This is a genomic window from Maritimibacter alkaliphilus HTCC2654, from assembly GCF_000152805.1.
In the GTDB taxonomy this organism is placed as follows: Bacteria; Pseudomonadota; Alphaproteobacteria; order Rhodobacterales; family Rhodobacteraceae; genus Maritimibacter; species Maritimibacter alkaliphilus.
Genome location: NZ_CH902578.1, coordinates 3,291,179 through 3,316,844 on the forward strand (window position 1 = coordinate 3,291,179; position 25,666 = coordinate 3,316,844).

At 64.6% G+C, this 25,666-nt stretch carries 31 protein-coding genes and 1 tRNA gene; 12 read left to right on the forward strand and 20 right to left on the reverse strand.

Annotated elements, in window-relative coordinates; translation table 11 throughout:
- Positions 1–21: 21 nt before the first annotated feature.
- Positions 22–921 (reverse strand): LysR family transcriptional regulator, encoded by a 900-nt coding sequence (locus tag RB2654_RS17090; RefSeq protein ID WP_040885796.1) that lies wholly within the window; start codon positions 919–921, stop codon positions 22–24.
- 127 nt (positions 922–1,048) lie between these two features.
- Here RB2654_RS17090 and RB2654_RS17095 point away from each other — a divergent pair, with 127 nt between their 5' ends.
- The 5 genes from RB2654_RS17095 to RB2654_RS17115 all read left to right on the forward strand — a co-directional run bounded on the left by RB2654_RS17095 (position 1,049) and on the right by RB2654_RS17115 (position 7,728).
- Complete coding sequence (locus RB2654_RS17095; RefSeq protein WP_040885167.1) at positions 1,049–2,056, forward strand: TAXI family TRAP transporter solute-binding subunit; 1,008 nt, start codon at positions 1,049–1,051, stop codon at positions 2,054–2,056.
- A gap of 108 nt (positions 2,057–2,164) precedes the next feature.
- Positions 2,165–4,081, forward strand: a complete 1,917-nt coding sequence (locus RB2654_RS17100) for a TRAP transporter permease (protein WP_008334168.1) — start codon at positions 2,165–2,167, stop codon at positions 4,079–4,081.
- Positions 4,068–5,114, forward strand: a complete 1,047-nt coding sequence (locus RB2654_RS17105) for an amidohydrolase family protein (protein ID WP_008334170.1) — start codon at positions 4,068–4,070, stop codon at positions 5,112–5,114. The genes RB2654_RS17100 and RB2654_RS17105 overlap by 14 nt, the downstream gene beginning before the upstream one ends.
- On the forward strand, positions 5,111–6,760 hold the full coding sequence (locus RB2654_RS17110) for an FAD-dependent monooxygenase (protein ID WP_008334173.1): 1,650 nt from the start codon (positions 5,111–5,113) through the stop codon (positions 6,758–6,760). The genes RB2654_RS17105 and RB2654_RS17110 overlap by 4 nt, the downstream gene beginning before the upstream one ends.
- Positions 6,757–7,728: an amidohydrolase family protein gene (locus RB2654_RS17115; RefSeq protein ID WP_008334174.1), complete on the forward strand. Its 972-nt coding sequence runs from the start codon at positions 6,757–6,759 to the stop codon at positions 7,726–7,728. Before RB2654_RS17110 ends, RB2654_RS17115 begins: the two co-directional genes overlap by 4 nt.
- Positions 7,729–7,981: 253 nt before the next feature.
- Here the strand turns inward: RB2654_RS17115 and RB2654_RS17120 are convergent.
- The 10 genes from RB2654_RS17120 to lepA all read right to left on the reverse strand — a co-directional run bounded on the left by RB2654_RS17120 (position 7,982) and on the right by lepA (position 14,121).
- Positions 7,982–8,058, reverse strand: a tRNA-Arg gene (locus tag RB2654_RS17120).
- A gap of 52 nt (positions 8,059–8,110) precedes the next feature.
- Positions 8,111–8,287 (reverse strand): hypothetical protein, encoded by a 177-nt coding sequence (locus RB2654_RS17125; protein WP_008334176.1) that lies wholly within the window; start codon positions 8,285–8,287, stop codon positions 8,111–8,113.
- A gap of 82 nt (positions 8,288–8,369) precedes the next feature.
- Positions 8,370–8,546, reverse strand: a complete 177-nt coding sequence (locus tag RB2654_RS23215; RefSeq protein ID WP_008334178.1) for a hypothetical protein — start codon at positions 8,544–8,546, stop codon at positions 8,370–8,372.
- On the reverse strand, positions 8,543–9,028 hold the full coding sequence (locus RB2654_RS17130; RefSeq protein WP_008334179.1) for a cytochrome b: 486 nt from the start codon (positions 9,026–9,028) through the stop codon (positions 8,543–8,545). The genes RB2654_RS23215 and RB2654_RS17130 overlap by 4 nt, the downstream gene beginning before the upstream one ends.
- A gap of 68 nt (positions 9,029–9,096) precedes the next feature.
- A complete protein-coding gene (locus RB2654_RS17135) occupies positions 9,097–9,318 on the reverse strand; it encodes a hypothetical protein (protein ID WP_008334181.1) in 222 nt (73 codons plus the stop codon).
- Positions 9,319–9,381: 63 nt separating this feature from the next.
- Positions 9,382–9,756: a DUF4112 domain-containing protein gene (locus tag RB2654_RS17140; RefSeq protein WP_008334190.1), complete on the reverse strand. Its 375-nt coding sequence runs from the start codon at positions 9,754–9,756 to the stop codon at positions 9,382–9,384.
- Positions 9,757–9,838: 82 nt separating this feature from the next.
- Positions 9,839–10,270 carry an FAD synthase family protein gene (locus tag RB2654_RS17145; protein ID WP_008334192.1) on the reverse strand — a complete coding sequence of 144 codons (432 nt, stop codon included), beginning with the start codon at positions 10,268–10,270 and terminating at the stop codon, positions 9,839–9,841.
- Positions 10,243–11,025, reverse strand: coding sequence for a LicD family protein (locus RB2654_RS17150; RefSeq protein WP_008334193.1), 783 nt, complete (start codon positions 11,023–11,025; stop codon positions 10,243–10,245). Before RB2654_RS17150 ends, RB2654_RS17145 begins: the two co-directional genes overlap by 28 nt.
- Before the next feature lie 326 nt (positions 11,026–11,351).
- On the reverse strand, positions 11,352–12,329 hold the full coding sequence (locus tag RB2654_RS23450; RefSeq protein WP_148912567.1) for a hypothetical protein: 978 nt from the start codon (positions 12,327–12,329) through the stop codon (positions 11,352–11,354).
- The gene (lepA, locus tag RB2654_RS17155) at positions 12,322–14,121 is read right to left on the reverse strand and encodes a translation elongation factor 4 (RefSeq protein WP_008334194.1); all 1,800 of its coding nucleotides are present in this window, start codon (positions 14,119–14,121) and stop codon (positions 12,322–12,324) included. Before lepA ends, RB2654_RS23450 begins: the two co-directional genes overlap by 8 nt.
- A gap of 124 nt (positions 14,122–14,245) precedes the next feature.
- On the opposite strand from lepA, the gene RB2654_RS23725 reads away from it, so the two are divergent.
- Both RB2654_RS23725 and RB2654_RS23730 read left to right on the forward strand, forming a co-directional pair.
- Positions 14,246–14,410, forward strand: coding sequence for a glycine zipper domain-containing protein (locus tag RB2654_RS23725; protein WP_008334195.1), 165 nt, complete (start codon positions 14,246–14,248; stop codon positions 14,408–14,410).
- Between the two features lie 9 nt (positions 14,411–14,419).
- Positions 14,420–14,578, forward strand: coding sequence for a glycine zipper domain-containing protein (locus RB2654_RS23730; protein WP_008334196.1), 159 nt, complete (start codon positions 14,420–14,422; stop codon positions 14,576–14,578).
- 7 nt (positions 14,579–14,585) lie between these two features.
- Here RB2654_RS23730 and RB2654_RS17160 read toward each other — a convergent pair whose 3' ends face one another.
- Positions 14,586–15,425: a helix-turn-helix domain-containing protein gene (locus RB2654_RS17160; RefSeq protein ID WP_008334197.1), complete on the reverse strand. Its 840-nt coding sequence runs from the start codon at positions 15,423–15,425 to the stop codon at positions 14,586–14,588.
- Between the two features lie 119 nt (positions 15,426–15,544).
- Between RB2654_RS17160 and RB2654_RS17165 the strand changes: the two genes are divergently transcribed.
- The gene (locus RB2654_RS17165) at positions 15,545–15,772 is read left to right on the forward strand and encodes a DUF2061 domain-containing protein (RefSeq protein WP_008334204.1); all 228 of its coding nucleotides are present in this window, start codon (positions 15,545–15,547) and stop codon (positions 15,770–15,772) included.
- A gap of 97 nt (positions 15,773–15,869) precedes the next feature.
- Here the strand turns inward: RB2654_RS17165 and RB2654_RS17170 are convergent, their stop codons facing one another.
- Entirely contained in the window at positions 15,870–17,075 is a 1,206-nt protein-coding gene (locus tag RB2654_RS17170) for a glycerophosphodiester phosphodiesterase family protein (RefSeq protein WP_040885169.1), read from the reverse strand.
- 119 nt (positions 17,076–17,194) lie between these two features.
- On the opposite strand from RB2654_RS17170, the gene RB2654_RS17175 reads away from it, so the two are divergent.
- Positions 17,195–18,142 (forward strand): 1-phosphofructokinase family hexose kinase, encoded by a 948-nt coding sequence (locus RB2654_RS17175; protein ID WP_008334208.1) that lies wholly within the window; start codon positions 17,195–17,197, stop codon positions 18,140–18,142.
- A gap of 84 nt (positions 18,143–18,226) precedes the next feature.
- Positions 18,227–18,529, forward strand: coding sequence for a hypothetical protein (locus tag RB2654_RS17180; protein WP_008334210.1), 303 nt, complete (start codon positions 18,227–18,229; stop codon positions 18,527–18,529).
- On the opposite strand, the gene RB2654_RS17185 is transcribed toward RB2654_RS17180, so the two are convergent.
- From RB2654_RS17185 to RB2654_RS17210, 6 genes are read right to left on the reverse strand one after another with little or no spacing between them, the layout of a single operon-like run.
- Positions 18,526–18,969 (reverse strand): low molecular weight protein-tyrosine-phosphatase, encoded by a 444-nt coding sequence (locus RB2654_RS17185; RefSeq protein ID WP_008334211.1) that lies wholly within the window; start codon positions 18,967–18,969, stop codon positions 18,526–18,528. The genes RB2654_RS17180 and RB2654_RS17185 overlap by 4 nt on opposite strands.
- 3 nt (positions 18,970–18,972) lie before the next feature.
- A complete protein-coding gene (locus RB2654_RS17190; RefSeq protein WP_148912566.1) occupies positions 18,973–20,187 on the reverse strand; it encodes an endonuclease/exonuclease/phosphatase family protein in 1,215 nt (404 codons plus the stop codon).
- Between the two features lie 12 nt (positions 20,188–20,199).
- The gene (locus RB2654_RS17195) at positions 20,200–21,168 is read right to left on the reverse strand and encodes a threonine ammonia-lyase (protein ID WP_008334214.1); all 969 of its coding nucleotides are present in this window, start codon (positions 21,166–21,168) and stop codon (positions 20,200–20,202) included.
- On the reverse strand, positions 21,165–21,995 hold the full coding sequence (locus RB2654_RS17200; protein WP_008334216.1) for an alpha/beta fold hydrolase: 831 nt from the start codon (positions 21,993–21,995) through the stop codon (positions 21,165–21,167). The genes RB2654_RS17195 and RB2654_RS17200 overlap by 4 nt, the downstream gene beginning before the upstream one ends.
- Positions 21,995–22,684, reverse strand: coding sequence for a haloacid dehalogenase type II (locus RB2654_RS17205; protein WP_040885171.1), 690 nt, complete (start codon positions 22,682–22,684; stop codon positions 21,995–21,997). The genes RB2654_RS17200 and RB2654_RS17205 overlap by 1 nt, the downstream gene beginning before the upstream one ends.
- Before the next feature lie 56 nt (positions 22,685–22,740).
- A complete protein-coding gene (locus RB2654_RS17210) occupies positions 22,741–23,466 on the reverse strand; it encodes a zinc metalloprotease (RefSeq protein WP_008334221.1) in 726 nt (241 codons plus the stop codon).
- A 253-nt stretch (positions 23,467–23,719) separates the two neighbouring features.
- Between RB2654_RS17210 and RB2654_RS17215 the strand changes: the two genes are divergently transcribed.
- A complete protein-coding gene (locus RB2654_RS17215; protein WP_138421738.1) occupies positions 23,720–24,346 on the forward strand; it encodes a hypothetical protein in 627 nt (208 codons plus the stop codon).
- Between the two features lie 9 nt (positions 24,347–24,355).
- On the opposite strand, the gene trmB is transcribed toward RB2654_RS17215, so the two are convergent.
- A complete protein-coding gene (trmB, locus tag RB2654_RS17220; RefSeq protein ID WP_008334225.1) occupies positions 24,356–25,069 on the reverse strand; it encodes a tRNA (guanine(46)-N(7))-methyltransferase TrmB in 714 nt (237 codons plus the stop codon).
- A gap of 146 nt (positions 25,070–25,215) precedes the next feature.
- On the opposite strand from trmB, the gene RB2654_RS17225 reads away from it, so the two are divergent.
- Positions 25,216–25,644, forward strand: a complete 429-nt coding sequence (locus RB2654_RS17225) for a DoxX family protein (RefSeq protein WP_008334228.1) — start codon at positions 25,216–25,218, stop codon at positions 25,642–25,644.
- The last annotated feature ends 22 nt before the right edge of the window (positions 25,645–25,666 follow it).

Below are 25,666 nucleotides of genomic sequence, written 5' to 3' on the forward strand. Positions count from 1 at the left end.
TCCCGGCCCCCCGGCAAGACCCTACTCCTGAAGGTCTTCCGCAAGCATCTCGATGAACCGCTCGGCACTATGCGATAGCGTATGGCGGCGGCGCTTCACGAGGCCGGCGTCGCGGGCCACGACCGGGTCGACCAGCGGGACGCTGCGAATGCCGGGGGCGGGTTGCGCGCGGGCGAGCCGGCCGGGCAGGATGGCGAAGCCGATGCCGCAGGCCGACATCCAGGCCGCGCTGCCCAGAAAGCCCACCTCGGCGACCACGCGCGCCCGAATGTTGAGCTTGGCCAGCGTCGTTTCGACCATGCCCCGCACCCCGTAGTCGCGGCGCGACAGGATGAGCGGTTGGTCCTTCAATTCGCGCCATCCGACGCAATCGCGTTCGGCGAACGGGTGGTCGACGGCGCAGATGATGCACAGCGGATCGGAATTGAGGCTTTGCCAGTCGAGCGCGGACTTGTCCTCGGGCTCGGTCCCGATCCCGAAATCGGCCCGTTGCTCGATGATGTTGGAATAGAATTGATCGGGCGCGCAGTCGTCGAGGATCAGGCTGACGGCGGGATAGGCGGCCCGGAACCGCCGCACCGTTTCGGGCAGAAGCGTAAGCCCGGTCGCGGGGGTCGCGGTCAAGCGGATGCGGCCGCGTTCGAGGTCGCGCAGTCCGCGAATGGTTTCTTCCAGCGTCGATAGGTCGCCGAGGATGCGTTCGACCAGACCGATCACGCTTTCGCCCGCCGCCGACGGGGCCAACGAGCGCGTCGTGCGCTCGAACAGCGTGGCACCAAGGACCGTCTCGGCCTGCCGGATCAGAACGCTGGTGGCCGATTGCGTGATGTTGAGCGCCTCTGCCGCAGCCGAAATCTGGCCGGTGCGATAGACCTGCTGGATCGCGCGAAGCTGTTTCAGGGTGAGGCGTGAGACGGACATCAGATACATCAATTTAGTTCATGAATAAATTAGAAAAATTCGATTATCTTATCAAGTATCCCGGTTTAGCCTGTCATCACACGTCGGTCGCACCGAAGAAAAGACGACGGCGTGCAGGGAGGAACACATGATTTCGAAGATCAAAGGACTTGCCGCCTCGGTGGCACTTGTCGCTTCAATGGGTTTTGCAGCGGATGATGCGGCCGCACAGGGTCGCGTCACCATCGGGACCAACCCGCAGGGCTCGCTCTACTACACGATCGGCAGCGGGATCGCGGCCGCGCTTCAGGATGCGATGGGGCGGCAGGTGACGGTGCAGCCGTTCACCGGCTCGTCGGTCTATCTGCCGCTGATCTCGGCGGGCGAAGTGACGGTCGGGTTGAACTCCGCCATCGATGCCGGCGGCTGGTATTCCGGCGAAACCTCGGGCGAGGCGCTGACGGACCTGCGCGTTCTGGCCCGTCTTTGGCCGCTCCGGCAGGCCTTCATCACCCGTGCCAACGATGGGATGACCGAGGTCAGCGACCTTGCGGGCAAACGCACGGTGATCGACATGACCGCGCTGACGGGTGTGACCGCCGTGAACCTCGCGACGATTCAGGCCGCGGGCCTGACGCGCGACGATGTCGAACCGGTCGAGGTGTCCGGTCTGAAAGCCGGGCTCGACGCGCTCGTCGAAGGCTCGGTCGATGCGACCGCGGCGGCCATCGGCATTCCGCTGACGCAGCAGGCCAACGCGGCGATCCCCGGTGGCATCCGCTATCTTAGCCTGACGGGCGAGACCGCGACGGAAGCCTTTTTCGATGAGACTCTGCCGGGCGTCTACCCGCTCGAGGTCGGTCCGAACCCGGCCATGCCCGAGATCACCGAGCCGGTCGTGGTGTCGGCCTACGACATCTTCCTGACGACCAGCGCGGCGCTTTCGGATGAGGAGGCGACCGCCATCCTCACAGCGCTCTACGATGCCTTCCCGCAACTGCGCGAGGATTATCCGCCGCTGCGTGGCGGTGCGCAGGATGCGATGGGCAACGCAAGCAACACGGTGCCGTATCACCCGGCCGCCATCGCCTTCTTCCAAGAGAAGGGGTTGTGGACGGACGCGAACGAAGCCCGCGAAGCGAGCTTCGCGCAGTAACCGCGAAACCGGCGGCCGGGTCCGACCCGGCCGCCACGTCTCGTCGCCCGAAGGGCGTTGATCGGTGTGCCGGTGTCCCGGCGCACGCCCAATCCCGGAGCACCATAAATGCGCGCCGTTGCCGCTGTCCTTGCCGCGAGCCTGCCTTTGCTCGGCATCGCGTGGACCTTCAACCTGCCGGGCCTGCTGGGGCAGGTCTACATCACCGAGCAATACCTCGCGGTGATTTTGGGCCTGACCGTGCTCGCCGGATTGGTGCTCAAGCGCCAGCCCCCGGTGCCGATGGTCGTGGATGTGGGGTTCGGCCTGCTCTCGCTTGCCGGCTGGTGGTGGCTGGCCCTGAATTATCAGGACTGGCTCCTCGACCCGGTGAACCGGGGGCCTGAGAAATGGGTGCCTGCGGTGGTGGGCATTCTCGGCCTGTTCGAAGCGACCCGCCGTCACTGCGGGCTGGTTCTGAGCGCGCTGGGCGTGGGTTTCATGCTGTATGGTTTTATCGGTCACTTTGCGCCCGGCATCTTCGAAGCCGCCTATCTGTCGCCGCCCCGCTACCTTCTTTACGTCTACAACGACTCGAACGGCGTGCCGGGGCTGGTCCTCGGTGTCGGGGCCACGCAGATCCTCGGGTTCATCATTTTCGGCGCGGTGCTGACGGCGGTGGGTGGCTCGGCGGCTATGACCGACCTTGCGATGGCCACGATGGGCCACCGGCGGGGCGGCCCGGCCAAGGTCGCGATCCTCGCCTCGTCGCTGTTCGGCACCCTGTCGGGCTCGACCGTCGCGAACGTCATGTCCACCGGGGTCGTCACGATCCCGATGATGAAGAAAAGCGGCTGGCCTGCGCGCCATGCCGGGGCGATCGAGGCCGTGGCCTCCAACGGTGGCCAGATCGCGCCGCCGGTCATGGGCGCGACGGCCTTTATCATCGCCGAGTTTTTGCAGATTTCCTACACCGACGTCGTGATCGCGGCGCTTCTGCCTGCGGCGTTCTACTATATCCTGCTCTATCGGCAGGTGGACAGCTACGCCGCCGCGAACGGACTGATCGGCGAGCCGCGCGAGTCGCTGCCGCGCCTCGGTGCCGCGCTCAAGGGCAGCACGCCGCTGATCGTTCCGTTGGGCGTATTGATGTATTTCCTGTTCTGGCTGGGCTATGCGCCGGGCAAGTCGGCGCTTTATGCCTCCGGCGCGGCGCTTGTGCTTTATCTCGCGAAGGGAATGCGGCTTGTGTCCGGGCTTCGCGAACTCCCCGGCATCCTCGTGAGGGCCGGCGAGACGCTGATCCCGATCCTGCTGGTCTGCGCCATCGCCGGTATCATCATCGGGACGATCAACGTGACCGGGCTCGGCTTTGCGCTGACGCTCGCCCTCGGCAAGATCGCCGAACTGGGCGGGGTGCTGCCGCTGCTCCTCACCACCTCCGTCATCGCCATCGTTCTGGGCGTCGGAATGCCGACCTCGGGCGTCTACGTGGTGGTCGCGGTGCTGCTGGCGCCTGCGCTGGTGCGTCAGGGGATCGACATCACCGCCGCGCACCTTTTCATCCTCTACTTCGGCCTGCTGTCGATGCTGACGCCGCCGGTGGCCATCGCGAGCTATGCCGCCGCCTCCATCGCCAAAAGCGATATGTGGCAGACCGGCGTGACCGGGGTGCGGCTTGCCTTCGTGGCCTATCTGCTGCCGTTCGTCTTTGCCTTCAATCCCGCGCTTATCATGGACGGCACATGGCTCGAGATCGCGGTCTCCTGCGCGACCGTCTATGCCGGAGGGTACATTCTGGCCGACATACTGGCCCGAAAGCACGCCTTCGGCGGCGGGCTGGGCCGGATCGCGGCGGCGCTCGCAGGGCTCGTCCTGTTCTGCGCGACGGCGGTCTTCGATCCCGCCCATCCGGTCGCCGTGGTCGCGGCCGTAGGCAGTATCGCCCTCGTGGTCCTTTTCGGCTGGCAGGCACGGCGCGCTGCGGCCCTTCCAGAGCTTTCCACCAAAACCCCGAAGAACGGAGAATCCGATGCCCGAGCATAACCCGAACCCGCCCTACAAACGGATCGCCACCGAAGAGGCGTGGCTGCCGCAGGAGATTCTCGAACTCTACCGCGCCGAGATCCGCGACAAGGCGATCAACGAACCCGGCTTTCAGGCGCTCTGGGGCTTCTTCGCAGGCGACAATCCGATCGCCAAGGATCACAACCGCCGGATCGTCGATCTCGGGGAGGAGCGCCTTGCGGACATGGACCGCGCGGGCATCGACATCGCGGTTCTGTCGCTGTCTTCGCCCGGCGTCCAGATCTTCGACGCCGCGACCGCGACGAGCCTTGCCATTCGCGCCAACGACGAACTCGCCGAAGGGATCGCGAAAAACCCGGATCGCTACGTGGGTTTGGCCGCGTTTTCGCCGCTCGACCCGGAAGGCGGCGCGAAAGAGCTCGAGCGCGGCGTGACCAAGCTGGGCCTTCGGGGCGGCATCCTGAACTCGCACACGCTCGGCACCTATATGGACGACGAAAAATACTGGGACGTGTTCGAAGCGGCCGAAAGCCTCGGCGTGCCGATCTACCTGCACCCGAACACGCCGTCGCCGCAGATGTTGGAGCCTTTCCTGTCGCGCGGTCTCGACGCGGCGGTTTACGGTTTCGCCTGCGAGACGGGGCTGCACGCGTTGCGGCTGATCGTGTCCGGGCTGTTCGACCGGTTCCCGAAGCTTCAGATCGTGCTCGGCCATACGGGCGAGGCTTTGCCGTTCTGGCTCTACCGGCTCGATTTCATGCACACCCGTCTGTCGCATTCGAACCGGTATCCGGGCGTCGGGCCGCTCAAGCGCAAGATGTCCGAATACCTGCGTGAGAACTTCTACTACACCTCCTCCGGCGTCGGGGACCCCAAGCCGGTCATGTACGTGCAGGACGTCATCGGTGCCGACCGCATGATGTATGCGATGGATTATCCGTGGCAGTACGTGGTCGAGGAAACCGCGTTCTTCGACGCAATGCCGGTGCCGCCCGAGACGCTGAAGGCGTTCTACGAGGATAACGCCCGGAAGGTCTTCGGCATCTCATGACCGACCTGTCCGCAGATGTCGTGATCGTCGGGGCCGGTCCGGTCGGGCTGACGCTGGCGATGGAGCTTGACCGGCACGGTGTCTCGACCCTCATCGTCGAAAAGCGCCGCGCCGGTGAACCACCGAGCGTCAAGTGCAATCACGTCTCAGCGCGCTCGATGGAGATCTTCAGAGGCCTCGGCATCGCCGACGATATTCGCGCGACCGGCCTGCCGGACGATTATCCGCACAGTGTCAGCTATCGCACCACACTCACGGGGCGCGAGATCGCCTGCGTTCCCATCCCGTCGCGTGCGGGGCGGGAGCGCGGCGATCCTGGACCAGACACCGACTGGCCGACACCGGAACCTCCGCATCGCATCAACCAGATCTATCTCGAACCCGTTCTGTTCGAGGCGGCGCTGGCGCGGTCGGGGATCACGGTGCTGAATGAGGCGGAGGTGACGGATTTCACGCAATCCGCGGGCGGTGTCCGGGTCGAGATACGGGGGGCGGGCGGCGAGGCCCTCAGCGCCCAAGGCCGGTATCTGGTCGGATGCGACGGCGGGCGGTCGATGGTTCGCGGCGCGATCGGTGCCAAGCTTCGCGGTGACGCGGTGGTTCAGCGCGTGCAATCGACCTACATCCGCGCGCCCGGGCTTATCGACCTGATGGAAGTGCCGCCGACTTGGGGGATGTTCGCCTTCAACCCCGTGCGCACCGGCGTCGTCTATTCCATCGATGGGCGCGAAACTTGGCTCGTCCACAATTACCTGAGGGATGACGAGGCCGATTTCGACAGCATCGACCGCGATTGGGCGATCCGGCAGATCCTTGGGGTCGATGACGATTTCGAATTCGACATGCTCGCGCGCGAAGACTGGTTCGGGCGCCGGCTGGTGTCTGACAAGCTGCGCGAGGGCAATGTCTTCATCTGTGGCGACGCGGCGCATTTGTGGGTGCCATACGCGGGCTACGGCATGAATGCCGGGATCGCGGATGCGCACAATCTGGCCATGCACATGGGCGGGGTCTTTGCCGGTTGGGCCGACCCACGGTCGCTGGACGCGCACGAGGCCGAGCGACTGCCGATTACCGAGCAGGTGTCCTATTTCGCGATGAACCATGCGCATGAGATGGCCCGCAAGCGCAAGGCCGTGCCGCCCGAGATCGACGACGACACGCCCGAAGGCGCGGCTGCGCGCGAGACGGCGGGGCGGGCACTCTATGACCTGAACGTTCAGCAGTATTGCTGTGCGGGCCTGAACTTCGGCTATTATTACGACGCCTCACCGCTGATCGCGAAGGACGGCACCCCGCCGCCCTACACGATGGGCAGTTTCACGGCTTCGACCGTTCCGGGCGCCCGTCTGCCGAACGTGCAGGTGGAGGCGGAGCGGTGGCTCTATGACGTTCAGGGCGACCGCTTCGCCTTGGTGCGAACGGACACGTCCGTCGACGTGGATGCGCTTCTGGACGCCGCGCGGGCCGCCGGTTTGCCGATCACGTTGATCGACCTGCCGGATGCCCCCGCGCCCTATGCCGAGGCGCTGGTGCTGGCCCGCCCGGACAACCACATCGCATGGCGCGGGAACGCACTCCCGCCTGACCCGGAGGCCCTTGTCGCACTGCTGCGCGGCGCACGGATGGCCGAGGTGGCGGCATGATCGTCGACGTCCACACGCACATGCTTACCGAAGATTACCTCGATCTGCTGCGCCGCGAGGGCGGGCCGGACTATTCGTTTCGCACGCTTCCGGGCGGGGGAGAGGTGATCGACAAGTGCGGCGTGCCGTTCTTCACGCTCCTGCCGCCGATGTGGGATTTCGACCAACGCATTCGCGACATGGACGCCGACGGGGTCGATGTCTCGGTCATCTCGCTGACCTCGCCCAATGCGATCTTCCCTGATGCCGATCTGGGCAGGCGCGCGGCGCGGCTGATGAACGATGCCTTCGCCGAGGCGCGCACCGCCCATCCCGATCGACTGCGGTGGTTCGCCTCGCTCCCGTGGACCGATCCGACCGCCGCGGGCGAGGAACTCTTGCGCGCGGTCGCGCTCGGGGCCTCGGGCGTCATCGCGGTCGCGACCGTCGACGGCACGCCGCTCACGGATCGCGCCTTCGCGCCGATCTGGGCCGCGATCGACGCGGCGGGCCTGCCGGTCTTCCTGCATCCGTCCGTGCCGCCGGGTGGCGAGGCGCTGGGCCTTGGCGACTACAACCTCTCGCCCCCGGTCGGCTTCGTCTTCGATACCACGCTCGCAATCAGCCGGATGCTCTATGACGGGTTTTTCGATCGCTATCCGAACCTGCACATGATCCTGGCCCACGGGGGCGGCACGCTGCCGTTCCTGATCGGGCGGCTGGACATTTGCCACGAGCGCATCCCGGCCTGCGCGGCCGGCACGAACCATCGACCCTCGCACTTCCTAGACCGGATCTACCTCGACAGTGTGGTCTACACCAAAGGCGCCCTCGACTTGTGCATCGAGACGGTGGGCGCGGATCGGATCCTGTTCGGGTCCGACTACCCCCACAACATCGGGGACATGAAGGGGCGACTCGACCTGCTCGGGGCAAGTGCCGCGGCGCACGAAAGCGCGGCGGCGAGCCTGTTCGGCCTGCCGGACTGACGGGTCGGAGAGGCAAGCCGTTTTCGTGAAACGGAGCAAGGCAATGATGGGCGTTCGACCACGAAACGAGGGTTGGGCCTCGGCCCGGACTGTGCGGCGGTCCGGGCAACTCGCACCCAAGGGGCGGAGTTTGGCCTAGGACTACCCGCGCAACGGGAGAAACTGTTCACCGGAAGTGCAAAGCGAAAAGCACCCTGCGCTTGCCCTCTGCAACATCAAGACGACCAATTTCATGCCAATGACCTGATGTCTTTGGCGACCCCTCCAGGACTCGAACCCGGAACCTGCTGATTAGAAGTCAGCTGCTCTATCCAGTTGAGCTAAGGGGCCGCTTGCAGGCGAGATAGCCGCAGCAACCGACCCCATGCAACCGCTTTCACGCCTATCCGCGCAACTTGCGGCCCACCATCCACACGACCGGCAGCGCCACCACGAAGCCGGCGACGGCGGCCCAGACGATCGGCATGGTCGTGGTGTAGCCCGCCGTCAGCGCGGCGACGATGAATATACCGGCGAGCGTCGTGCCGCCCATGGCGTAAAGCGCAATCCAAAGGAACATCGTTCCCTCCCCAATTCACACGCGCGTTCCGGGTGAAGATGCGCAGGCGGGCCGGACCTGTCCTTGATCTACGTCATTCCGTTTACTGAATGCGTTTGGCGATGACGAAGGCAATGGGCCACGCGATCACCCAGCCCGCGACGGCCGAGGCCAAGAGAGGCCAGAGGCCGGTCACACCCGACACCAGCGCGATCACGACGGCCACGCCCGCGAGCGTGGCCCCGATGATCGAGTGCATCATGAAGACGAGGCGGGTCACGGGTTCGGGCGCACCATCCGCGTCATGACGTCGGACTTGAAGATCACCCGTTGCGCGACCGCGCCGAGGAAGTGGATCAGCACGACGATGAGCAGAACGGTCTTGAGCAGTTCATGCCCCTCGGCCGCGTTTTCGATGCCGCCGAACCAAGCGACCGCGCCCGACACCGGGACGAGGATCATCAGAAGATAAAGGGTGACGTGCGTGGCATGTGCGGCAAGCTTCAGCACGGCAGGCTCGTTCTCGGGCAACGGCGGGGCACCCCGCCGCAACTTGATCGCGAGCCGCCAGATCGCCAGAGCCAGAACGGCCAACCCGGTGAACACGTGCTGCGCCACAAGCGCGTTGGCCTCGTAGCCGCCTGTGCGCATGAGGCTGCGCCACGCCTCGGACATGGCATCGTGAAACACGAATTGCGCGGCGATCAGAAGGAAGATGGCCCAGTGCAGAATGATCTGGGTGCGGGTATATCCATGCGGCATGGCGAAGCTCCGGGTTGTTCACCCCTAACATACGCCACGCCACGGCATTTCCGTCGCGGTAATTCGCCTCAGGCCGGGATGTGCCGGTCGGTCTTCCAGTCGGGATCGTCGCGGCGCACCTTCTTGGTGTTCCACAGGCCCGCGGGGATGCCCACGACCAGACCGACGACGCCGGCGACGACGAAGGTCACCCATGTGAACAGCCCAAGCGCAAGCCCGGCGATCACCACCGCACCGGCGACGCAGAGCGCCCAGAGCGGGATGAAAAGCAGTCTCCAACCATGTTTCATGATGTGTCTCCTTTGCCGCTCAACGCGCGGGCAAAGGGGCCGGTTCCGATGCGCGACGGGTCTCTAGGCACCCCTCGCAAGCGCCTCGCGCAGAAGCGCGGCGTTCTTGCGGTGCGACTTGAACACGAGGTCGAACAGATCACCGACGAGCGGGATGCTCCCGATGACGTAATCGACGCCCGCATTCCACGCCATCCGCCCGATGGTGCGCTTGGGCACGCCGTGTTTCCACACGACCGACATGATCCATAGCGAGGGCAGGAGCATCGCCGTGTCACCGACGCCGGGGATCAGCCCGATGATCGAGTCCAGGCCGAACCGCAGGCGCGTGCCGGGGATGCCGTAGCGCGTGTCGAGCAGCCGGGCGACCCGGTCCACGCGGGCGAGGTCCTCGGCACGGTCGGGCAGTCGGGCGGTCAGGGAAGTGTCGGTCGGCATCGGTATCTCCTTCGGGAAACCGAACGACCGCCCGCGCGCTCTTGTTCCGCCGGCGGCGGATGCCGCAGGGGCCAAGCGGGCGTCAGAGTGTCCCGTCCGCCAGACGCCGCCGCACCGTTTCGATGATCTGCGAGGTCGAGATGCCCTCATGATACGGCAACCGCCGAAGCAACCCGCGCCGTGTCATCGGCTCGAACGCCTCTTCGAACCCCTCGCCGAAATAGACGAAATGATCGGGGCGGAACCGCTGATACCGCGCCTCGTAGCTGTCTGCGACTTCCGGCAGTGGGTCGATATAGGCCTCATCCACCCAGCGCACCGCCTGAACCTGTTTCAGCCGTTCCTCGGCGGGCAGGATCGGCGTGCGCTTGTAGCTTTCGACGACGGTATCGACATGGACGCCCACGATCAGGTGGTCGCCGAATGCCTTGGCCTCGCGCAGCGCGGCGAGGTGGTTGGAGTGCATGAGGTCGAAGACCCCTGTGGTCAGAACCACGGAATGCGGTTTCGCCATCCTCGTCTCTCCTTGATTTCGAGCGGTGGCATCGGGTCGGCGGGGGGCATCGGCGGCGGCCCGTCGCCCGCACCCTGCGCCTCGGTCCAGCGCCCCGCGACACGGCGCAGAAATTCGGGCGCGCCGGTGGCCCGGACAAGACCGGGCGGGCTGAAGAAATGGTCCCAATGGGTGACGGGCACGCGCCAGCCGGGCCCGTAGAAGGCACCGAGCATCCGCTCGGGCGCGCTCGGACGCCAGAGCCTGACCCCGGCCACGGTGAACCGTTCCCGGCCCGTATGCGGAAACCCGTAGGTGAGGAAGCCGTTGCGAAAACACCCGGTCGAATGCAGCATCGGCTGGTCGTAGAACGCCGTGCCGTCCTCGCAATAAAGTCCTGCAATATCGATGTGAAAACTGTCGCGGGAGACGCCGACATTGACCAGCCTGTTCTGCACGAAAATCTGCCGGAACGGCACGAACCCGGCACCGGCGAGCGTGGCGACAAGGTCGGGGGTCAGGGCCTCCAGCGGCAGCTTCACGTCGATGTCGTTGTCGCCGGGAATGAAGCCCGCGTCACGGATCAGGCCAAGGAGCGTGCCGTCCGACACGAAATGCTCGACCCCCGCCTTGTCGAGTGTGCGGGAGAGGTCGCCAAGCGTCGCCAACGCCGCCTCCCAATGGTCCGAGAGCACACGAAACCGGGGCCGCTCATCCGCGCCCAACCGCTCCATCCGGACGCCCACCCGGTGCTTGATGACGAGTTGCAGGTTCAAGGTCTGGGGTGTCCTCCTTGTTGGGAGAATAGCGGGTTTGGGTGTGGGGGGTAGGTCCGACGATTTGTTTCACCACATCTGTGGCGAGGGCGACTTCGCGGGGGGCTGCGGTGTCGTTGGGTGAACCCGGTGAACCAGGGGTCGCCGGACGGCCCGAGGCTTGGCCGTGGTCGTCGGTGTGACGGGATGGGCGGTTTAGGGTGGGGATGGATTTGACGTTGTGATGACATGGCATCGTGGAGAAGCGATTGCGTAGGGCGGGCGTCAGCCCGCCATTTGGCGCGAGGGATTGGCGGGGAGGCGGGCTAAAGCCCGCCCGTCGGTTGCTAGTCTGCCAATTCTCTAAGAATTGATGTCAGCACGAATTCACCGTCAAACCTGAAACCAATTCCGTCTAGAACGATGCTATGAATTGCACGTTCGTCCAAACTAGATTGAGTACCTATCTCCGCATGATGGACCAGACTGTCACGCAAGGACTTTAGTCGCGATACTGTCTGCTCAGCAACATTCTTGGCCTTTGGGTGTCTCTTGTACCTCCTCCGAATTTCATTGATATAGTTTCGTCCCAATGACTGTTCTAGCGCAGCACGGTAATAAACCCACTTCGCAGCTTCATCCTTACTACCCCGTGCCTTGGTCAACATCCTTAAGGCTTTCTTCGCAGGTTCTCCAAGCAAGGAAAAATCCACCTCAGCATCAATTAGGTTTCCAAATTTTTGGGCAATGTCGTCAAGCGGAGCCTTCTCGCGAATAGTGAGTTTCCGAGTAAAAAATTTTCGTTCTTTTGCACTGAAGAAAGACGAAATGATGGGTGGAAAAATCATCCCAGAACCAAGAAAACATGAAACTAAACCCGTTTCTGAATAAGCCCTATGAATTGAAAAGCCATCCTCCTTCTCAACAGAAGCCTCCCTAAAGGCGACCAATACCTCCTCTTCATTGAAACGATGTGAAAACTCGGAAACGTTGACGTTCTTCACACAATCAGAGTTGAAGTTGAGCGAAAGATGATGTGACCGGAACTCATCTCCAGTTTTGGTCGTAAGAATGATATAATGGGCATCGCTACCAGCGAACTTCAACGTTCTGCGGTGATATTCTTTTTCGGATAGCCTGGGCGATAGGGAATAGAGGGAGAGAAAAACAAAATCAATCTCGGAACAAATCCCTCTTATGGTTGTGGCGAGACGTTCCTCGAACTCAGTTGGCTCGCTGGCGGAACAAATCCAAAACCACGAACCAACTTGCAGGTCTGGTGCCACTTGCGCAGCATCAGTTTCTTCTTCTTTCCCCTCACCCATCCATCTTCAAAGCCGAGATAAACGCCTCCTGCGGGATCTCCACCTTGCCGAATTGGCGCATCTTCTTCTTACCGGCTTTCTGCTTCTCCAGCAGCTTCTTCTTCCGGGTCGCGTCGCCGCCATAGCATTTGGCCGTCACGTCTTTGCGCAGCGCCGACAGCGTCTCCCGCGCGATGACCTTGCCGCCGATGGCCGCTTGGATCGGGATCTTGAACATGTGGCGCGGGATCAGGTCTTTGAGTTTTTCGCACATCGCCCGGCCACGCATTTCGGCGCGGTCGCGGTGGACCATCATCGACAGCGCGTCGACGGGTTCGTCGTTCACGAGGATCTGCATCTTGACGAGGTTGTCCTGCCGGTAGCCTTCGATCGAATAGTCGAAGCTCGCGTAACCTTTCGTTACCGATTTCAGCCTATCGTAGAAGTCGAAGACCACTTCGTTCAGCGGCAGGTCATAGACCACCATCGCGCGTGATCCGGCGTAGGTGAGGTCAAGCTGGATGCCGCGACGGTCCTGGCAGAGTTTCAGCACGTCGCCCAGAAACTCGTCCGGGACCATGATCGTCGCCTTGATGCGCGGTTCTTCGACGTGGTCGACATAGGTCAGGTCGGGCATGTCGGCCGGGTTGTGCAATTCCTGCATCGTCCCGTCCTTCATGTAGATGTTATAGACCACCGAGGGCGCGGTGGTGATGAGTTCGATGTCGTATTCGCGTTCCAGCCGGTCGCGCACGACTTCCAGATGAAGGAGGCCAAGGAAACCACAGCGGAACCCGAAGCCGAGCGCGGCCGAGGTCTCCATCTCGTAGCTGAAAGAAGCGTCGTTCAGGGCGAGTTTCTCGATCGCGTCGCGCAGATCCTCGAACTCGGCTGAATCCACGGGGAACAGGCCGCAGAACACCACCGGGATCGACGGGTTGAAGCCGGGCAGGGGCTTTTCGCACCCCTTCTTCTCATGCGTGATCGTGTCGCCGACTTTGGTATCGCGCACCTGTTTGATCGAGGCCGTGATAAAGCCGATCTCGCCCGGTCCAAGCTCCTTCACGTCCTGCATCTTGGGGCGGAACACGCCGATCTTGTCGATCTGGTGCACCGTGCCGTTCTGCATGAACATCACGCGGTCGTTCTTTTTCATCTTGCCGTCCATGACGCGCACCAGCACGACGACGCCCAGATAGGGGTCATACCAACTGTCGACCAGCATGGCCTTCAGCGGCGCATCGGCGTCGCCCGTCGGGGCGGGCAGGCGGTGCACGATGGCTTCCAGCACCTCGCGGATGCCCTCGCCGGTCTTGGCCGACACCGCAATCGCGCCCGAGGCGTCGATCCCGATAACGTCCTCGACCTGTTCGGCCACGCGCGAAATGTCGGATGCGGGCAGGTCGATCTTGTTGAACACCGGCACGATCTCATGATCCGCGTCGATCGCCTGATAGACGTTGGCCAGCGTCTGCGCCTCGACCCCTTGGGTCGAGTCCACGACCAGAAGCGAGCCTTCGACCGCGCGCATGGACCGGCTGACCTCATAGGCGAAATCGACGTGACCGGGCGTGTCGATCAGGTTCAGCACATAGGACTGGCCGTCGAGCGCGTCGTATTCGATGCGCACGGTGTTGGCCTTGATGGTGATGCCCCGCTCGCGCTCGATATCCATGGCGTCGAGCAACTGCTCTTTCATGTCGCGATCCGGCACGGTGTTCGTGGCCTGGATCAGGCGGTCGGCAAGCGTGGATTTCCCGTGGTCGATATGGGCGACGATGGAGAAATTGCGGATGTGAGCGAGGTCAGTCATGGCGGTGGGAGATAACACCCTTCCGACAGGCGTGGAAGTGGGCAAAATCGTGCTGGCGGGTTTTGTTTGCAAGGCCCGGATATGTTACGGGACAGATGTGCTTTTACTGTGAAAGGAGACCGGGATGAGGCTGAACATGGGTATCTGCGTCGCCTTGGGCATCGCCATCGGCGCGTCGTTCGGGGCGGCCACCGGAGCTGCGGCCGAGGGGGCCGCCTGGGGCGTGGCGCTGGGTGCCGCCATCGGCGCGGTCGCCAGTGGCCTGCGCAGCCGGATGGACCGGGGCTAGGGGGCCGCCATGAACATGGGGGCCGCCATCGCGCTGGGCATCGGGATCGGCACGGCCATCGGCGTGGCGATGGACAATGTCGGCGCGGGCATCGCGATCGGGGCCGGGATGGGCGCCGCCATCGGCGCGGCCCTGTCCAGCCGCACGAAGGACGACGACGAGACCTGATTTCGGCTCACAGCCGCGACAGATACCGCCCGAAATCGCGCGCATCCACCTCCGCCTCGCGCACCAGCCAGTCGAAGTGCTCGGTCAGCGACCGCAGGCGCGAGGATTCGCGAAAAGCGAGGTAGAAGCGCCCGACGTAGATGACCCCGATCAACGGTCCATAGACCGTCAAGGGTGCTGAAAACACGCGCCGCGCGTCATACAGGAACACCCGCAAGCTGGGAAAATACTCCTCGTGAAGCGCGATCAGATGGTCGATCTGCGCCCGCCGCGCGCCCGCCTCCAGCCCCCGGTAATAGCCTTCGCCCGCGGCCAGCGCCGTCACCTCCTGAACGGGCAGGGCGATCTCATGATCGGATGACCGGGCGCGCAGGAAATCCAGCCGCTCGCGCATCGCGGAAATCGCCTGATCCGACGTCTTCGACAGGAAATCCGCGTATTCCCAGCGCAGCACATCCTCGGTCTTGAGCATATCGGGCAGGGTCGCGGGCACGTGGCGCACCTTGTATCCCGTCGCCTCGCGATACCAGTCGAGAAGCTGGTCGTCGGCAGGGGTGCGGTCGGCCTCGGTCATCTGCATGGCCGCCGCGATGGCGTCGCCGGGCCGTTCGGGCCGGTCGGTGAGCCCCAACAGCCAGTCGGTCGAAACGCCCAGTTCCTGCGCCAGGTCTGCGGTCAGTTGGGCCGAGGGCAGGCGTGCGGCCTCGGCATCCAGAACCTGCGATATCGTGGACCGGTTCACGCCCGTCGCACGGGCGATCCCGGCGCGGCTGGCCCCCGCGAGGGTCATCGCCGACAGCAGGCGTTCACGGAACAGGCTCGCACGGTCGCGCTTGTCGATTTTCATAAGCGATGTTGTCTATTATAAACAAATGGTCGGTTCAGTTTACGGGTAACAGACTTCGCGCCCACCCGTCCAGCCGATAAGCCTTTCCCACGCAACGCCAAAACGAACGGGAGCCTCGGATGGACACCGCGCGCCGCACAGTCGCGAAAGCGATCACATGGCAATTGCTCGGTCTCGTCACGACCACCGTTCTCGGCTATGTCGCCACCGGATCGCTCACCGCAGGCGGGGCGCTCGCCCTTTCCTCGGCGCTCGTCGGCTTCGTCTGCTACGCGGCCCACGAACGGCTCTGGTCCCGCATCCACTGGGGCCGCATCTTCCCACAAAATGACAAAAGCGCGACCTGAGCCGCGCCTCTTCTCTGTTTCCAGAAACCTCGGGGGAGCGCGAGGGGGCAGCGCCCCCTCGCATGGATCGCCGCGGGCTTGCCCGCGGCGAAACCGCTTACATGCCCTGCGCCATGCAGTTTGCGTAGTAGGTGACGGTCGCGGGCCAGTCCGAGAACACGCCGTCCACGCCCACGTCCTGCGCCAGCACGTCGAGTACGGTGAAATAGTCGGCGTCGTTATCCACGGCCTCCGCGACCGACTGGTAATACCAGCCGCCACCCGTGGTGAGCGGGCCGGAGCGTTCCAGCGTCCATGTGATGAGGTTCAGGCCAGCGTCCTTCGCCGCCAGCGCATACTCCGACGCGGCGATTTCGCCGTCCTTCACGGTGACCAGCATGTTGATCGACGGGGCGAGGTAATTGACGCCCTGATCCACCAGCGCCGCGAAATCCTCGTTCCACGTCTCGGCGTTCTGCTCGTCGAAGCCCTCGGACCATTCGACCAGATACACCGCCTGCTCACCGAACTCCGGCTCGTTCTCGATCCAGTAGAGCACGTCTTCGAGGTTGAAGGATTGCGGCCAGACGCGGTTCGGCGCGATGCCCGCGTCCTTGTATTCGTCGATCATCTTCTGGGCGTAGTCGGCCTGCGCGAACCCGTCGAAGGGCATTTCGACCGACGGCGATTTCAGCTCGGGCGTGAAGTCGGCGCCAAGCTCGTCGAAGAGCGCGATCGACTCGGCATGGGTCATCAGCGTGCCGCCCATGGCCGCGTAAAGGTCGGTGCGCCAGCCTGCGGTGCCGTCCATATAGGCCTCAACGGTTTCGCCAGCGGGGTTCGCGGCATCCATCTTGCCGGTCAGCGTGCGGAACTCGGCCAGCGTGATGTCCGAGGTGCGGCATTCGGCGGCGGCGGGCGTGTCGCCGTCGGCACCCGCGAACGGCGTGGTGCACTTCGCGCCGAGGTCCGTGGCGAGGATGTCGGTCGTGGTGTGCAGGTCGTTCTGCGCGTGACGGCAGACGAGTTCCTTGTCGGCCGTAAAGGTCACGTCGCATTCGAGGACACCGGCCCCCATCCGCGCGGCGGCACGGTTCGATTCCACAGTGTGCTCGGGGAACATGAGCGGCGCGCCACGGTGACCGATCGAGAATTTCTGCGCGGTCATGTCCATGTCCTGACAGGCCAAGAGCTTGTCCTTGAGCGCGCCCTCCTCCATCCGGTCGATGAGGTAGTAGGGGCGGGGGCCCAGTTCGATGGGGGCGGCGATGGCGGCGCCTGCCAGCATCGCGCTGGCGAGGGCGAGGGTGAGCGTGCGGGTCATGTCGGAATACTCCCTGTTGACGTGTCCGGTGCGCATAGAATGGGCGGGATTGAAACCGGGGCATGACGGTTTCGCGAAACCTTGGTGACAGTCCCTCCGGGGGCGGCTAGCGTCTGGCCATGACAGGCATTCTCACCGTGACGTTGAACCCCGCGCTGGACGTGTCGACCTCGGTCGACAGGGTGCGGCCCGAGGACAAGCTGCGCTGCGCCATGCCGTCGCTCGACACCGGCGGCGGCGGCGTCAACGTGGCGCGCGCCATCGGCGAGCTTGGCGGGCGGGCCGGGGCCTTCGTCGCGCTGGCGGGGCATACGGGCGCGCAGTTTCGCGATCTTCTGGAGGACGAGCCGCTCGACCCGGTGGTGTTCGACATCCCCGGCGACACGCGCCAGTCGCTCGCCGTGACCGACGAGGGCACGGGCGAGCAGTTCCGGTTCGTCATGCCGGGGCCGCGCTGGTCGCCGGATCTGGCCGAGGCCGCGATCCGGGCTATCGTCGCGGCGGCCCCGCGGGACGGTTTCGTGGTTCTGTCGGGCAGCCAGCCGCCCGGCGTCCCAGTGCATTTCCCCACCGGACTGGCCGCCGAGATCGAAGCGGTGGGGGCGCGGCTCATCCTCGACACCTCCGGCCCGCCGCTGCGCGCGCTTCTGGGGGTCGGCCATGCCCGCCATCACGTTCTCAGGCTCGACGGGGCCGAGAGCGCCGAACTGGCGGGACGAAGGCTCGTCACCCGCGAAGAAGTCGCGGATTTCGCCCAGTCACTGATCGTGGGCGGGATATCCGAGGTCGTGGTGCTGGCGCTCGGGGCGGACGGGTCGGTTCTGGCGACGGCGCAGGGGCGCTGGCACGCCAACACCATCGACGTTCCGGTGAAGTCCAAGGTCGGCGCGGGCGACAGCTTTGTGGGGGCCTTCACGCTTGCCCTGTCACGCGGGGCGGCGCCCGAGGCCGCGCTGGTGCAGGGCTGCGCGGCGGCGTCGGCCGCCGTGATGACGGATGCGACCGCGCTGTGCCGGCGCGAAGATGTCGAGGCCTTGGCGCGCACCGCCACCCTGACGCCCCTGTGACAGCGTGACTGTTTCGCAAACCACCAAAGCGTGCTACCTTCCGCGCCCATTGGACAACGGTGTTTCGACAGTCAGGGATCGACCATGAAACGCATCATTCTCGGCGCGGGCTTTGCGCTCGTGCTGGCTGCCCCGGCTTCGGCGGCGGGCATCATCGAAACCGCCTGCATGAAATCGGGTCGCACGGCGGCCTCTTCGGTTCTGTGCAACTGCATTCAGGGCGTGGCCGACCAGCTGCTCGCCCCGCATGAGCAGCGCAAGGGCGCCGCGTTCTTCGCGGACCCGCACAAGAGCCAGGAGACGCGCCAGAGCGCGGATGCAAACGACGGCGCCTTTTGGCGCAAGTGGAAGGATTACGGCGTGATCGCAGCGAAAAGCTGCGGTTAGATCGCCTTCAGCAACCCCTTGGTGCAGGCTTCGACAAGGTCGAGCGTCTCGTCGAACGCGCGGGTGTAATAGGGGTCGGGCACGTGATCCATGCCCGTCTCGGGTGCATAGGCGGTGAACAGGCGCACGGGCGTCGTGTTTCCGGGTGGGCGCTTCCGTTCGATGTCGCGCAGGTTCTCCGCGTCCATCGCGAGGATCAGGTCGAAAGTGTCGAAGTCGGCCGCGTCGAACTGGCGCGCCCTGAGCGGTGACAGGTCGTAGCCGCGCCTGCGCGCCGCGCGCTGCATGTCGCCATAGGGCGGCTCGCCGATATGCCAGCCGGACGTGCCCGCGCTGTCGAAGGTCAGGTCATGGTCCGCCCCCATCCGGCGCGCGACGCCTTCAGCGGTGGGCGAGCGGCAGATGTTGCCGAGACAGACGAACAGGATACGCGTGGTCATGGCTCAGTCCTCACCGTCGCGCAGCCTGAGGTGCGCCTTGATCTGCCCGTGGTCCGAAGCGAGTTTGTTGTAGGGGGCTTCGGGGTGCGAGCCGTCGGTGATGTGGTCGTTCAGCACCGAGAAATACTCCATATCCGCGATCCGCTTGTCGTAATCCGGGTGGAAGTGGCGGCTGAGGTAGATCTGGTCGATGCTTTCGAACACCCCCGCGAAGGCGGTGGTATAGACCATGTCGCGCAAGGATTTACGCACGAACAGCCCCTCGGCGGCGTGCAGGCGGTTGCGCTCCACCTGTTCCTTGATGGTCGCGGCTTCCTCCGCCGAATAACGGTCGGAATAGCTTTCGGCATCGTGGCGCAGCATCCACTGGTAGTTGCGGAACGGCACTTCGCCCGAGACGATCTCGGAACTCACCGCATGTTCGCCGTCGTTGAAGTCGCCCATGACGGCGACCGGATGGCCCTTGGCCAGTTCCGCCACGATCTCACGCCGCAGCACCCAGGCCTCGGCCATGCGGCGCACGGCGGCGCGCATGGAGCCCATCGCGCGGCCCACGGGATCATAGTGGACAAGGTCTTCTTCCGGGGCGAAGTCCGCGCCTTCGGGCCGGATGAACTCGCCCAATTTCGACTTCAGGTGACAGTTGAAGAGGGTAATGACCTGATCCCCGACCGGAATCCGAACCTTGAGGATCGGGCGCGACAGGCGGCGCAGCGTGAACGCTCCGGCGTCAAGGTCGCCGTCCAGACCGCGCAGGGGCTGGAACGGGATGGTCAGGGGCGTGGCGAAATCCTGAATGACCTCCGGTTCCCCCACGAAGCCGAAGCGCGACAGAACCGCCACACCGGGGCGGCGCTTGCCGGGCTGCCTCGTGTCGGCGGCATTGGGGGCGAAGGCCAGCGCAGCGTCGTCATAAGGCTCCACCCCCAGTTTCCGGAAAATGACCTTGCGATGATAGGCCTTGCCCTTCGACGGGATCACCGCGTCGTTCAACGTGCGCGCCCGGTCGGAAGCCTCCGCGATCACTTCGCGTAGCGGTTCCTCTTCGAAAATCTCCTGAAACCCGATCACATCGGCATCCAGATCGACAAGCTGGCTCGCCATCCAGTCGCGCTTCCAACCGTATTCCTCGGGCGTGTAGGACTGGAACTCGTAATATTCCTTGTCCGGCCCGATCAGGTTCTTGACGTTGAAGGATGCGAGGGTGAACTCCATCAGGGGCTCCCTGTGTCAGAGGGTGTCGAGGGCTTGGGCGAAACTCGTCGGGTCCACATTGCCGCCGGAGGCGACGACGATCAGCGTGTCGGCCTCGGTCTCGCGCGCATGGAACAGCGCGGCGGCCAGCGCAACGGCGCCGCCGGGTTCCACCACGATCTTCAGCCGAAGGAAGGCATGGGCCATGGCACGCAAGGCGTCGGCATCGGGCACGGCGAGGCCGGGTCCGCAAAGCGCGTGCATGATCGGGAAAGTCAGTTGCCCTGGTGCGGGCGTGATGATCGCGTCGCAGATCGAGCCGGTGAGCGCCGGGTTGCGCTGGATGCTGCCTGCGGCGAGCGACCGTGCCACGTCGTCGAACCCTTCCGGCTCGACCGGCCTGACCCGCATTCCGGGTGCTTCGGCGTTGAGCGCGATGGCCGTGCCGGAGGTCAGCCCGCCACCGCCGCAGGGGATCAGGACTTCGGCTTGCGTGACGCCAAGCGCCTTGGCCTGCGCCGCGATCTCAAGCCCCACCGTGCCTTGGCCCGCGATCACCTCGGGTTCGTCGAACGGTTTGATAAGCGTCAGCCCGCGTTCCTCGGCCAGCGCCGTGCCGATCGCGTCGCGGTCTTCCGTCGCGCGGTCATAGGTCACGACCTCGGCCCCCAGCGCGCGGGTGTTTTCAAGCTTCAGCCGCGGCGCGTCCGACGGCATCACGATCACCGCGGGCACGCCGAAATCCCGTGCCGCCTGCGCGACACCCTGCGCATGGTTCCCGGAGGAAAACGCGATGACCCCTTTCTTGCGCACTTCGGGGTGGATCGAGGACACCGCCGAGCGTCCGCCGCGATACTTGAAGCTGCCGGTGACCTGAAGGCACTCGGGTTTGACGAGAATGCGCTTTCCCGCGATCTCGTCGAGAAACGGGGAATGAAGAAGCGGTGTCACGCGGGCATGGCCGTGAATGCGGATCGCCGCCGCCCGGATCATGTCGAGGTTCATCGGCAGTCGTCCAGCCACGCGTTGATCGTTTCGACCGCCTCCGGTTCGTCCAGAAACGGCGCGTGGCCGCGCCCCGGCACTTCGGCATAGCGCATTTCGGGGATGCGGTTTCGCATTTCGGCTGCGGTGTCGGCGGTCAGCACGTCGGACCCGGCGCCGCGTATGACGGCGAGCGGTTTTGCGGCCAGAGCCATGAAGAGCGGCCAGAGGTCCGGCATCTCCGCATTCATCGCTGCGAGGAAACTTTCACGCAGGGCGGGATCGTACCGAATGTCGAGGCCATCGTCGGTTTCGACGTAGGACCGTTCCGCTTCTTCGCGCCACCGGGACGCGGGGACATTGTCGAACCCGTTGACGGTCTGCGCCCGGATCTTGGCCATTTCGTCCAGCGTGGCGGCTTTGGGTTTGCGCCCGATGTAGCCGTCGATGACCTTCAGCCCTTCGCGGTCCACCACGGGCCCGACATCGTTCAGGCAGACGCCCAGCACCCTGTCGGCCTGCGTGGCGGCGATCACCATCGAGATCAGGCCACCGCGCGACGTGCCCAGAAAAGCCGCCTTGTCGAGCCCCAGATGCGCCATCAGGGCCAGCACATCACCCGCCTCGGCAGGCACGGTATAGGTCGACCAATCGGCCCGGTCGCTTTGCCCGCGCCCGCGATAATCCATGCGGATCAGGCGCACATTCTTCAGGTGCGGCGCGACGAAATCGAAATCGCGATGGTTCCGGGTAAGGCCGGACAGGGCGATCAGCGGCAGTCCTTCGCCCTCGTCGGTATAAGCGATGGACAGCCCGTCAGGCGTCGTGAAGTGCTGAACCTCGGTCATCAGATGGCCTTCGCGATGTCGGGAATGGTCGTGAGATCGGTGAGCATTTCGTGCGGCGGGTGGCCAAGCCGGTCCATCGGTTCGCCCGCGCGGTTCACCCAGGCCGTGAAGAAGCCGTATCCGCAGGCCGCCGAGGCATCCCACCCGTTCGACGAGACGAACAGAACCTGATCGTTTTCACAGCCGAACCGTTTGTTCACGAGGTCATAGACCGCATCCGCCGGTTTGAAGATTCCGACGCTTTCGACGCTCAGGCAATTGTCGAGCAGATCGCCGATCCCCGCGGACTGAACGGCGCCGTCCAGCATGTCCGGCGAACCGTTGGAAAGGATCGCGGTCGAAAAGCCCGCCTCTTTCAGCGCGGCGAGCATCGCGGGCACTTCCGGATAGGCCGAAAGCTCCCAATACAGCGCCAGCAGGCGTTCGCGCAGGGTCTCGTCGCCGAGCAGCCCCTGTTTGTCGAGCGCCCAGTCCAGCCCGTCCTGCGTGACGGACCAGAAATCGGTGTGCTCGCCCGTGACCGCGCGCAGCCATGTATATTGCAGTTGTTTCGTGCGCCAGTCGGCGGCGAGGGTGGGCCAGACTTTGGCCAGCGCCTCGTTCCCCGGTTCCTCCGCAGCCTCCCGCGCGGCGGCGGACACGTCGAACAGCGTGCCATAGGCGTCGAAAATGCAGGTGGTAATGGCCATGATGTCCTCCCGTTTCGAGCGGGAGACTTGCATGGGTGCCGCGCGAGGGAAAGGGGTCAGAACTGCCCGGTCACGACCAGCAGCACCCACCAGCCGCCGAGGAAGAAGGCCGAAAGTGTGGTGAGGTAGGCCGGGATCGCCGTCATGAGCGCGCGGCCGGGCATCGGCGGGCGTTCCTTGGGGATCGGCGGGCGGATCGCATAGGCCAGTGCGCCGATCACCGAAATCAGGAACAGGCCGGGCGTATCCGTGGCCCACGACATGCCGATCATTCCAGCGAAGAGCGAGGCCGCGGGCAGGGCCGAGACGCGCGGAAAGCCGGGGCGCATCATCAGTTGCACCAGCGTGCCGCCGGACAAGGGCCAGATCGGCAGAAGCGCGATGAAGTTGAACGCGCCGAGCGTCAGCGCCAGCGTGCCGAAAAGGTGTTGCAGCGGGTGGCCCGCGAACAGGTCGGACAGGGCGAAGGCCAGCACCATCGGGGCAAGGCCCAGCGCGGGGCCCATGAGCACGACGAAGAAATGTTCGAGATCGGTGAGATGCGGATCGCGCGACACCGGCCCGGACCGGGGCATCGGGATGAGGCGAAAGCGCACGTCCGCGTGGCCCGCAAGACGGTGACCCAGCACGATGCCAAGCTCGTGTATGGTAAGCGCGATCAGCAACGAGGCACTCGTCACCACGTCGAAGGTCAGCGCGATGGCGGCGAGGATCGTGCCCAGAATGATGACGTGGGAACCTGAGACACCGATGAGCGGAATAGGTCTGCGGCCTGCGTACATGGCGGGTCGCACTACCGTCACGGTAGCGCCGACCAACACCATGCTTAGCAGAAAAAAGGTCATGTGACCCCGGCGTTCACAGGGGGCCGCCCGGAGAGATTACGAGGGACGTATCCGGGGCGGCCCTGCCTTTGTTATGCCGGGATTGCGGCAGGTCAGGCAACGATTAAGGCCGAAACTGATTGTTTCCAATTGCGCGGTGGCGCGAAACGGGGGTCAATGCGCCCATTGTCCACGCATCGGAGGATCGGACATGCCCAGACGGCTAGAGATGCTGCGCAGCCATGCGCGCGAGACCCGCGAAGCCCTCGAGGCCGAATACGAGCGCCGGATCGAGGCGCTGGGCGGGCGATGGGAGCGAGGGCGGCTGATCTTCGACGCCGAGGTGCGGCGGCGCCAGAGGCGGGCCAGACAGGCGTTCGCCGAATATGTGCGCGGCATCAAGCCGCTCAACGTCATCACCGCGCCGGTGATCTATTCCGTGCTCATCGCCTTCGTTGTGATGGACCTGTTCGTCACGGTCTACATGCACGTCTGCTTCCCGGTCTACGGCATCCCCAAAGTGCGCCGGCGGGACCATGTGAAGGTCGACCGCCACCGGCTGCCCTATCTCAACTGGGTGCAGAAGGTGAACTGCGTCTATTGCGGATATGGGAACGGGGTCATCGCCTATGCCCGCGAAATCGCCGCGCGGACCGAGGCCTATTGGTGCCCGATCAAGCACGCGGAACGCTGGGACGGGGCGCATGACCATTACGCGGGCTTCATGGACTACGGCGACGAGCGCGATTTCGTCTCGCGCTGGGCCGACAGCCGGTCGCAGATCACCGGGGGAAAGCGGGCCGACCGGCCCGTGCACGTGGATGTGAACCAGGACTAGGAAAGCCGGTCAGTTCCGGCGGAAGGTCAGGTAATGCGGCACGCGGCCCTCGCGCAGGGCCTTTTGTTCGTAGCGGGTCGACAGCCAGTCGCCCCACGGCTCGCGCCAGTCGGCGGGGCCTTCGGCCAGCCAGTCGAACCCGGCCTTGGGCACTTCTTCAAGCGTCTGGCGCACGTAGTCGGGAATATCGGTGGCCACGCGGAACTCGGCCCCCGGTTTCAGGACACGGTGCAGCGGTTCGAGGTGCTCGGGCGTCACGAAGCGACGGCGGTGGTGGCGTTTCTTGGGCCACGGGTCCGGGTAGAGCAGGAACGCCTTCGAGATCGAACCCTCCGGCAGCACGTCGAACAGGTCGCGCGCGTCGCCCGCGTGGACGCGGATGTTCGTCGCCTCGGACTGGCGCAGCTTGCCCAGCATCATCGCGACCCCGTTCACGAAAGGCTCGCAACCGATCAGGCCGACGTTCGGATAGGTCTCGCCCTGATGGACAAGGTGCTCACCCCCGCCGAAGCCGATTTCGAGCCAGACGTCGCGCCCGCCGAACAGGCTGGCGAGGTCGAGGTTCTCGCGTTCCGGGTTCTCGTCCCAGCCGACCGGACCGGGGGAGAGTTTCGGCAGGTCTTCTTCGAGATAGGCGACCTGGCTTTCACGAAGTCCCTTGGCCTTGAACCGCCCATAGAAATTGCGCCACGGCGCGCCGCTTTGATGTCTCGTCTCGCTCATGCGCCGCGCATACCCGCAGGCGGGAGGCGGATCAATATGTGCTGGTGTGCACATAAAGTGTATGAAATTGGAGAATGGTGCAAGGCGCGACGCTGATGCATCTCTTGGCCATCGCCCGAATGGGCCAACAGTCAAGGAATGCAACAATGAACGCACAAACGCTCGCCTATGCCGCGCCGCTCGCCCGGCTTCTCCTCTCCGCGATGTTCATCATCTCGGGTCTTCAGAAAATCACCGGATACGCCGGGACCGCAGGGTATATGGAGGCGATGGGCGTGGCCCCCGGCCTTCTGCCCATCGTGATCCTCGTCGAAGTCGTGGGCGGGATCGCGCTGCTCGTGGGTTTTCAGGCGCGTCTGGCGGCCTTTTTGCTCGCCGGGTTCTCGGTCGTGTCGGGGCTTCTGTTCCACCTGATCCCGTCCTTCGGGATGGAGGATGCGATGGCCGCGCAGGGTCAGGTGATCTCGTTCATGAAGAACGTGACTATCGCGGGCGGGATGCTGATGGTCGTAGCGTTCGGCCCGGGCCGCGTGTCGGTGTCGCGCAAAGAGGCTGCGCTCGTGCCCGCCGAGTGATTTCGCCCGGACTTGCGTCCGG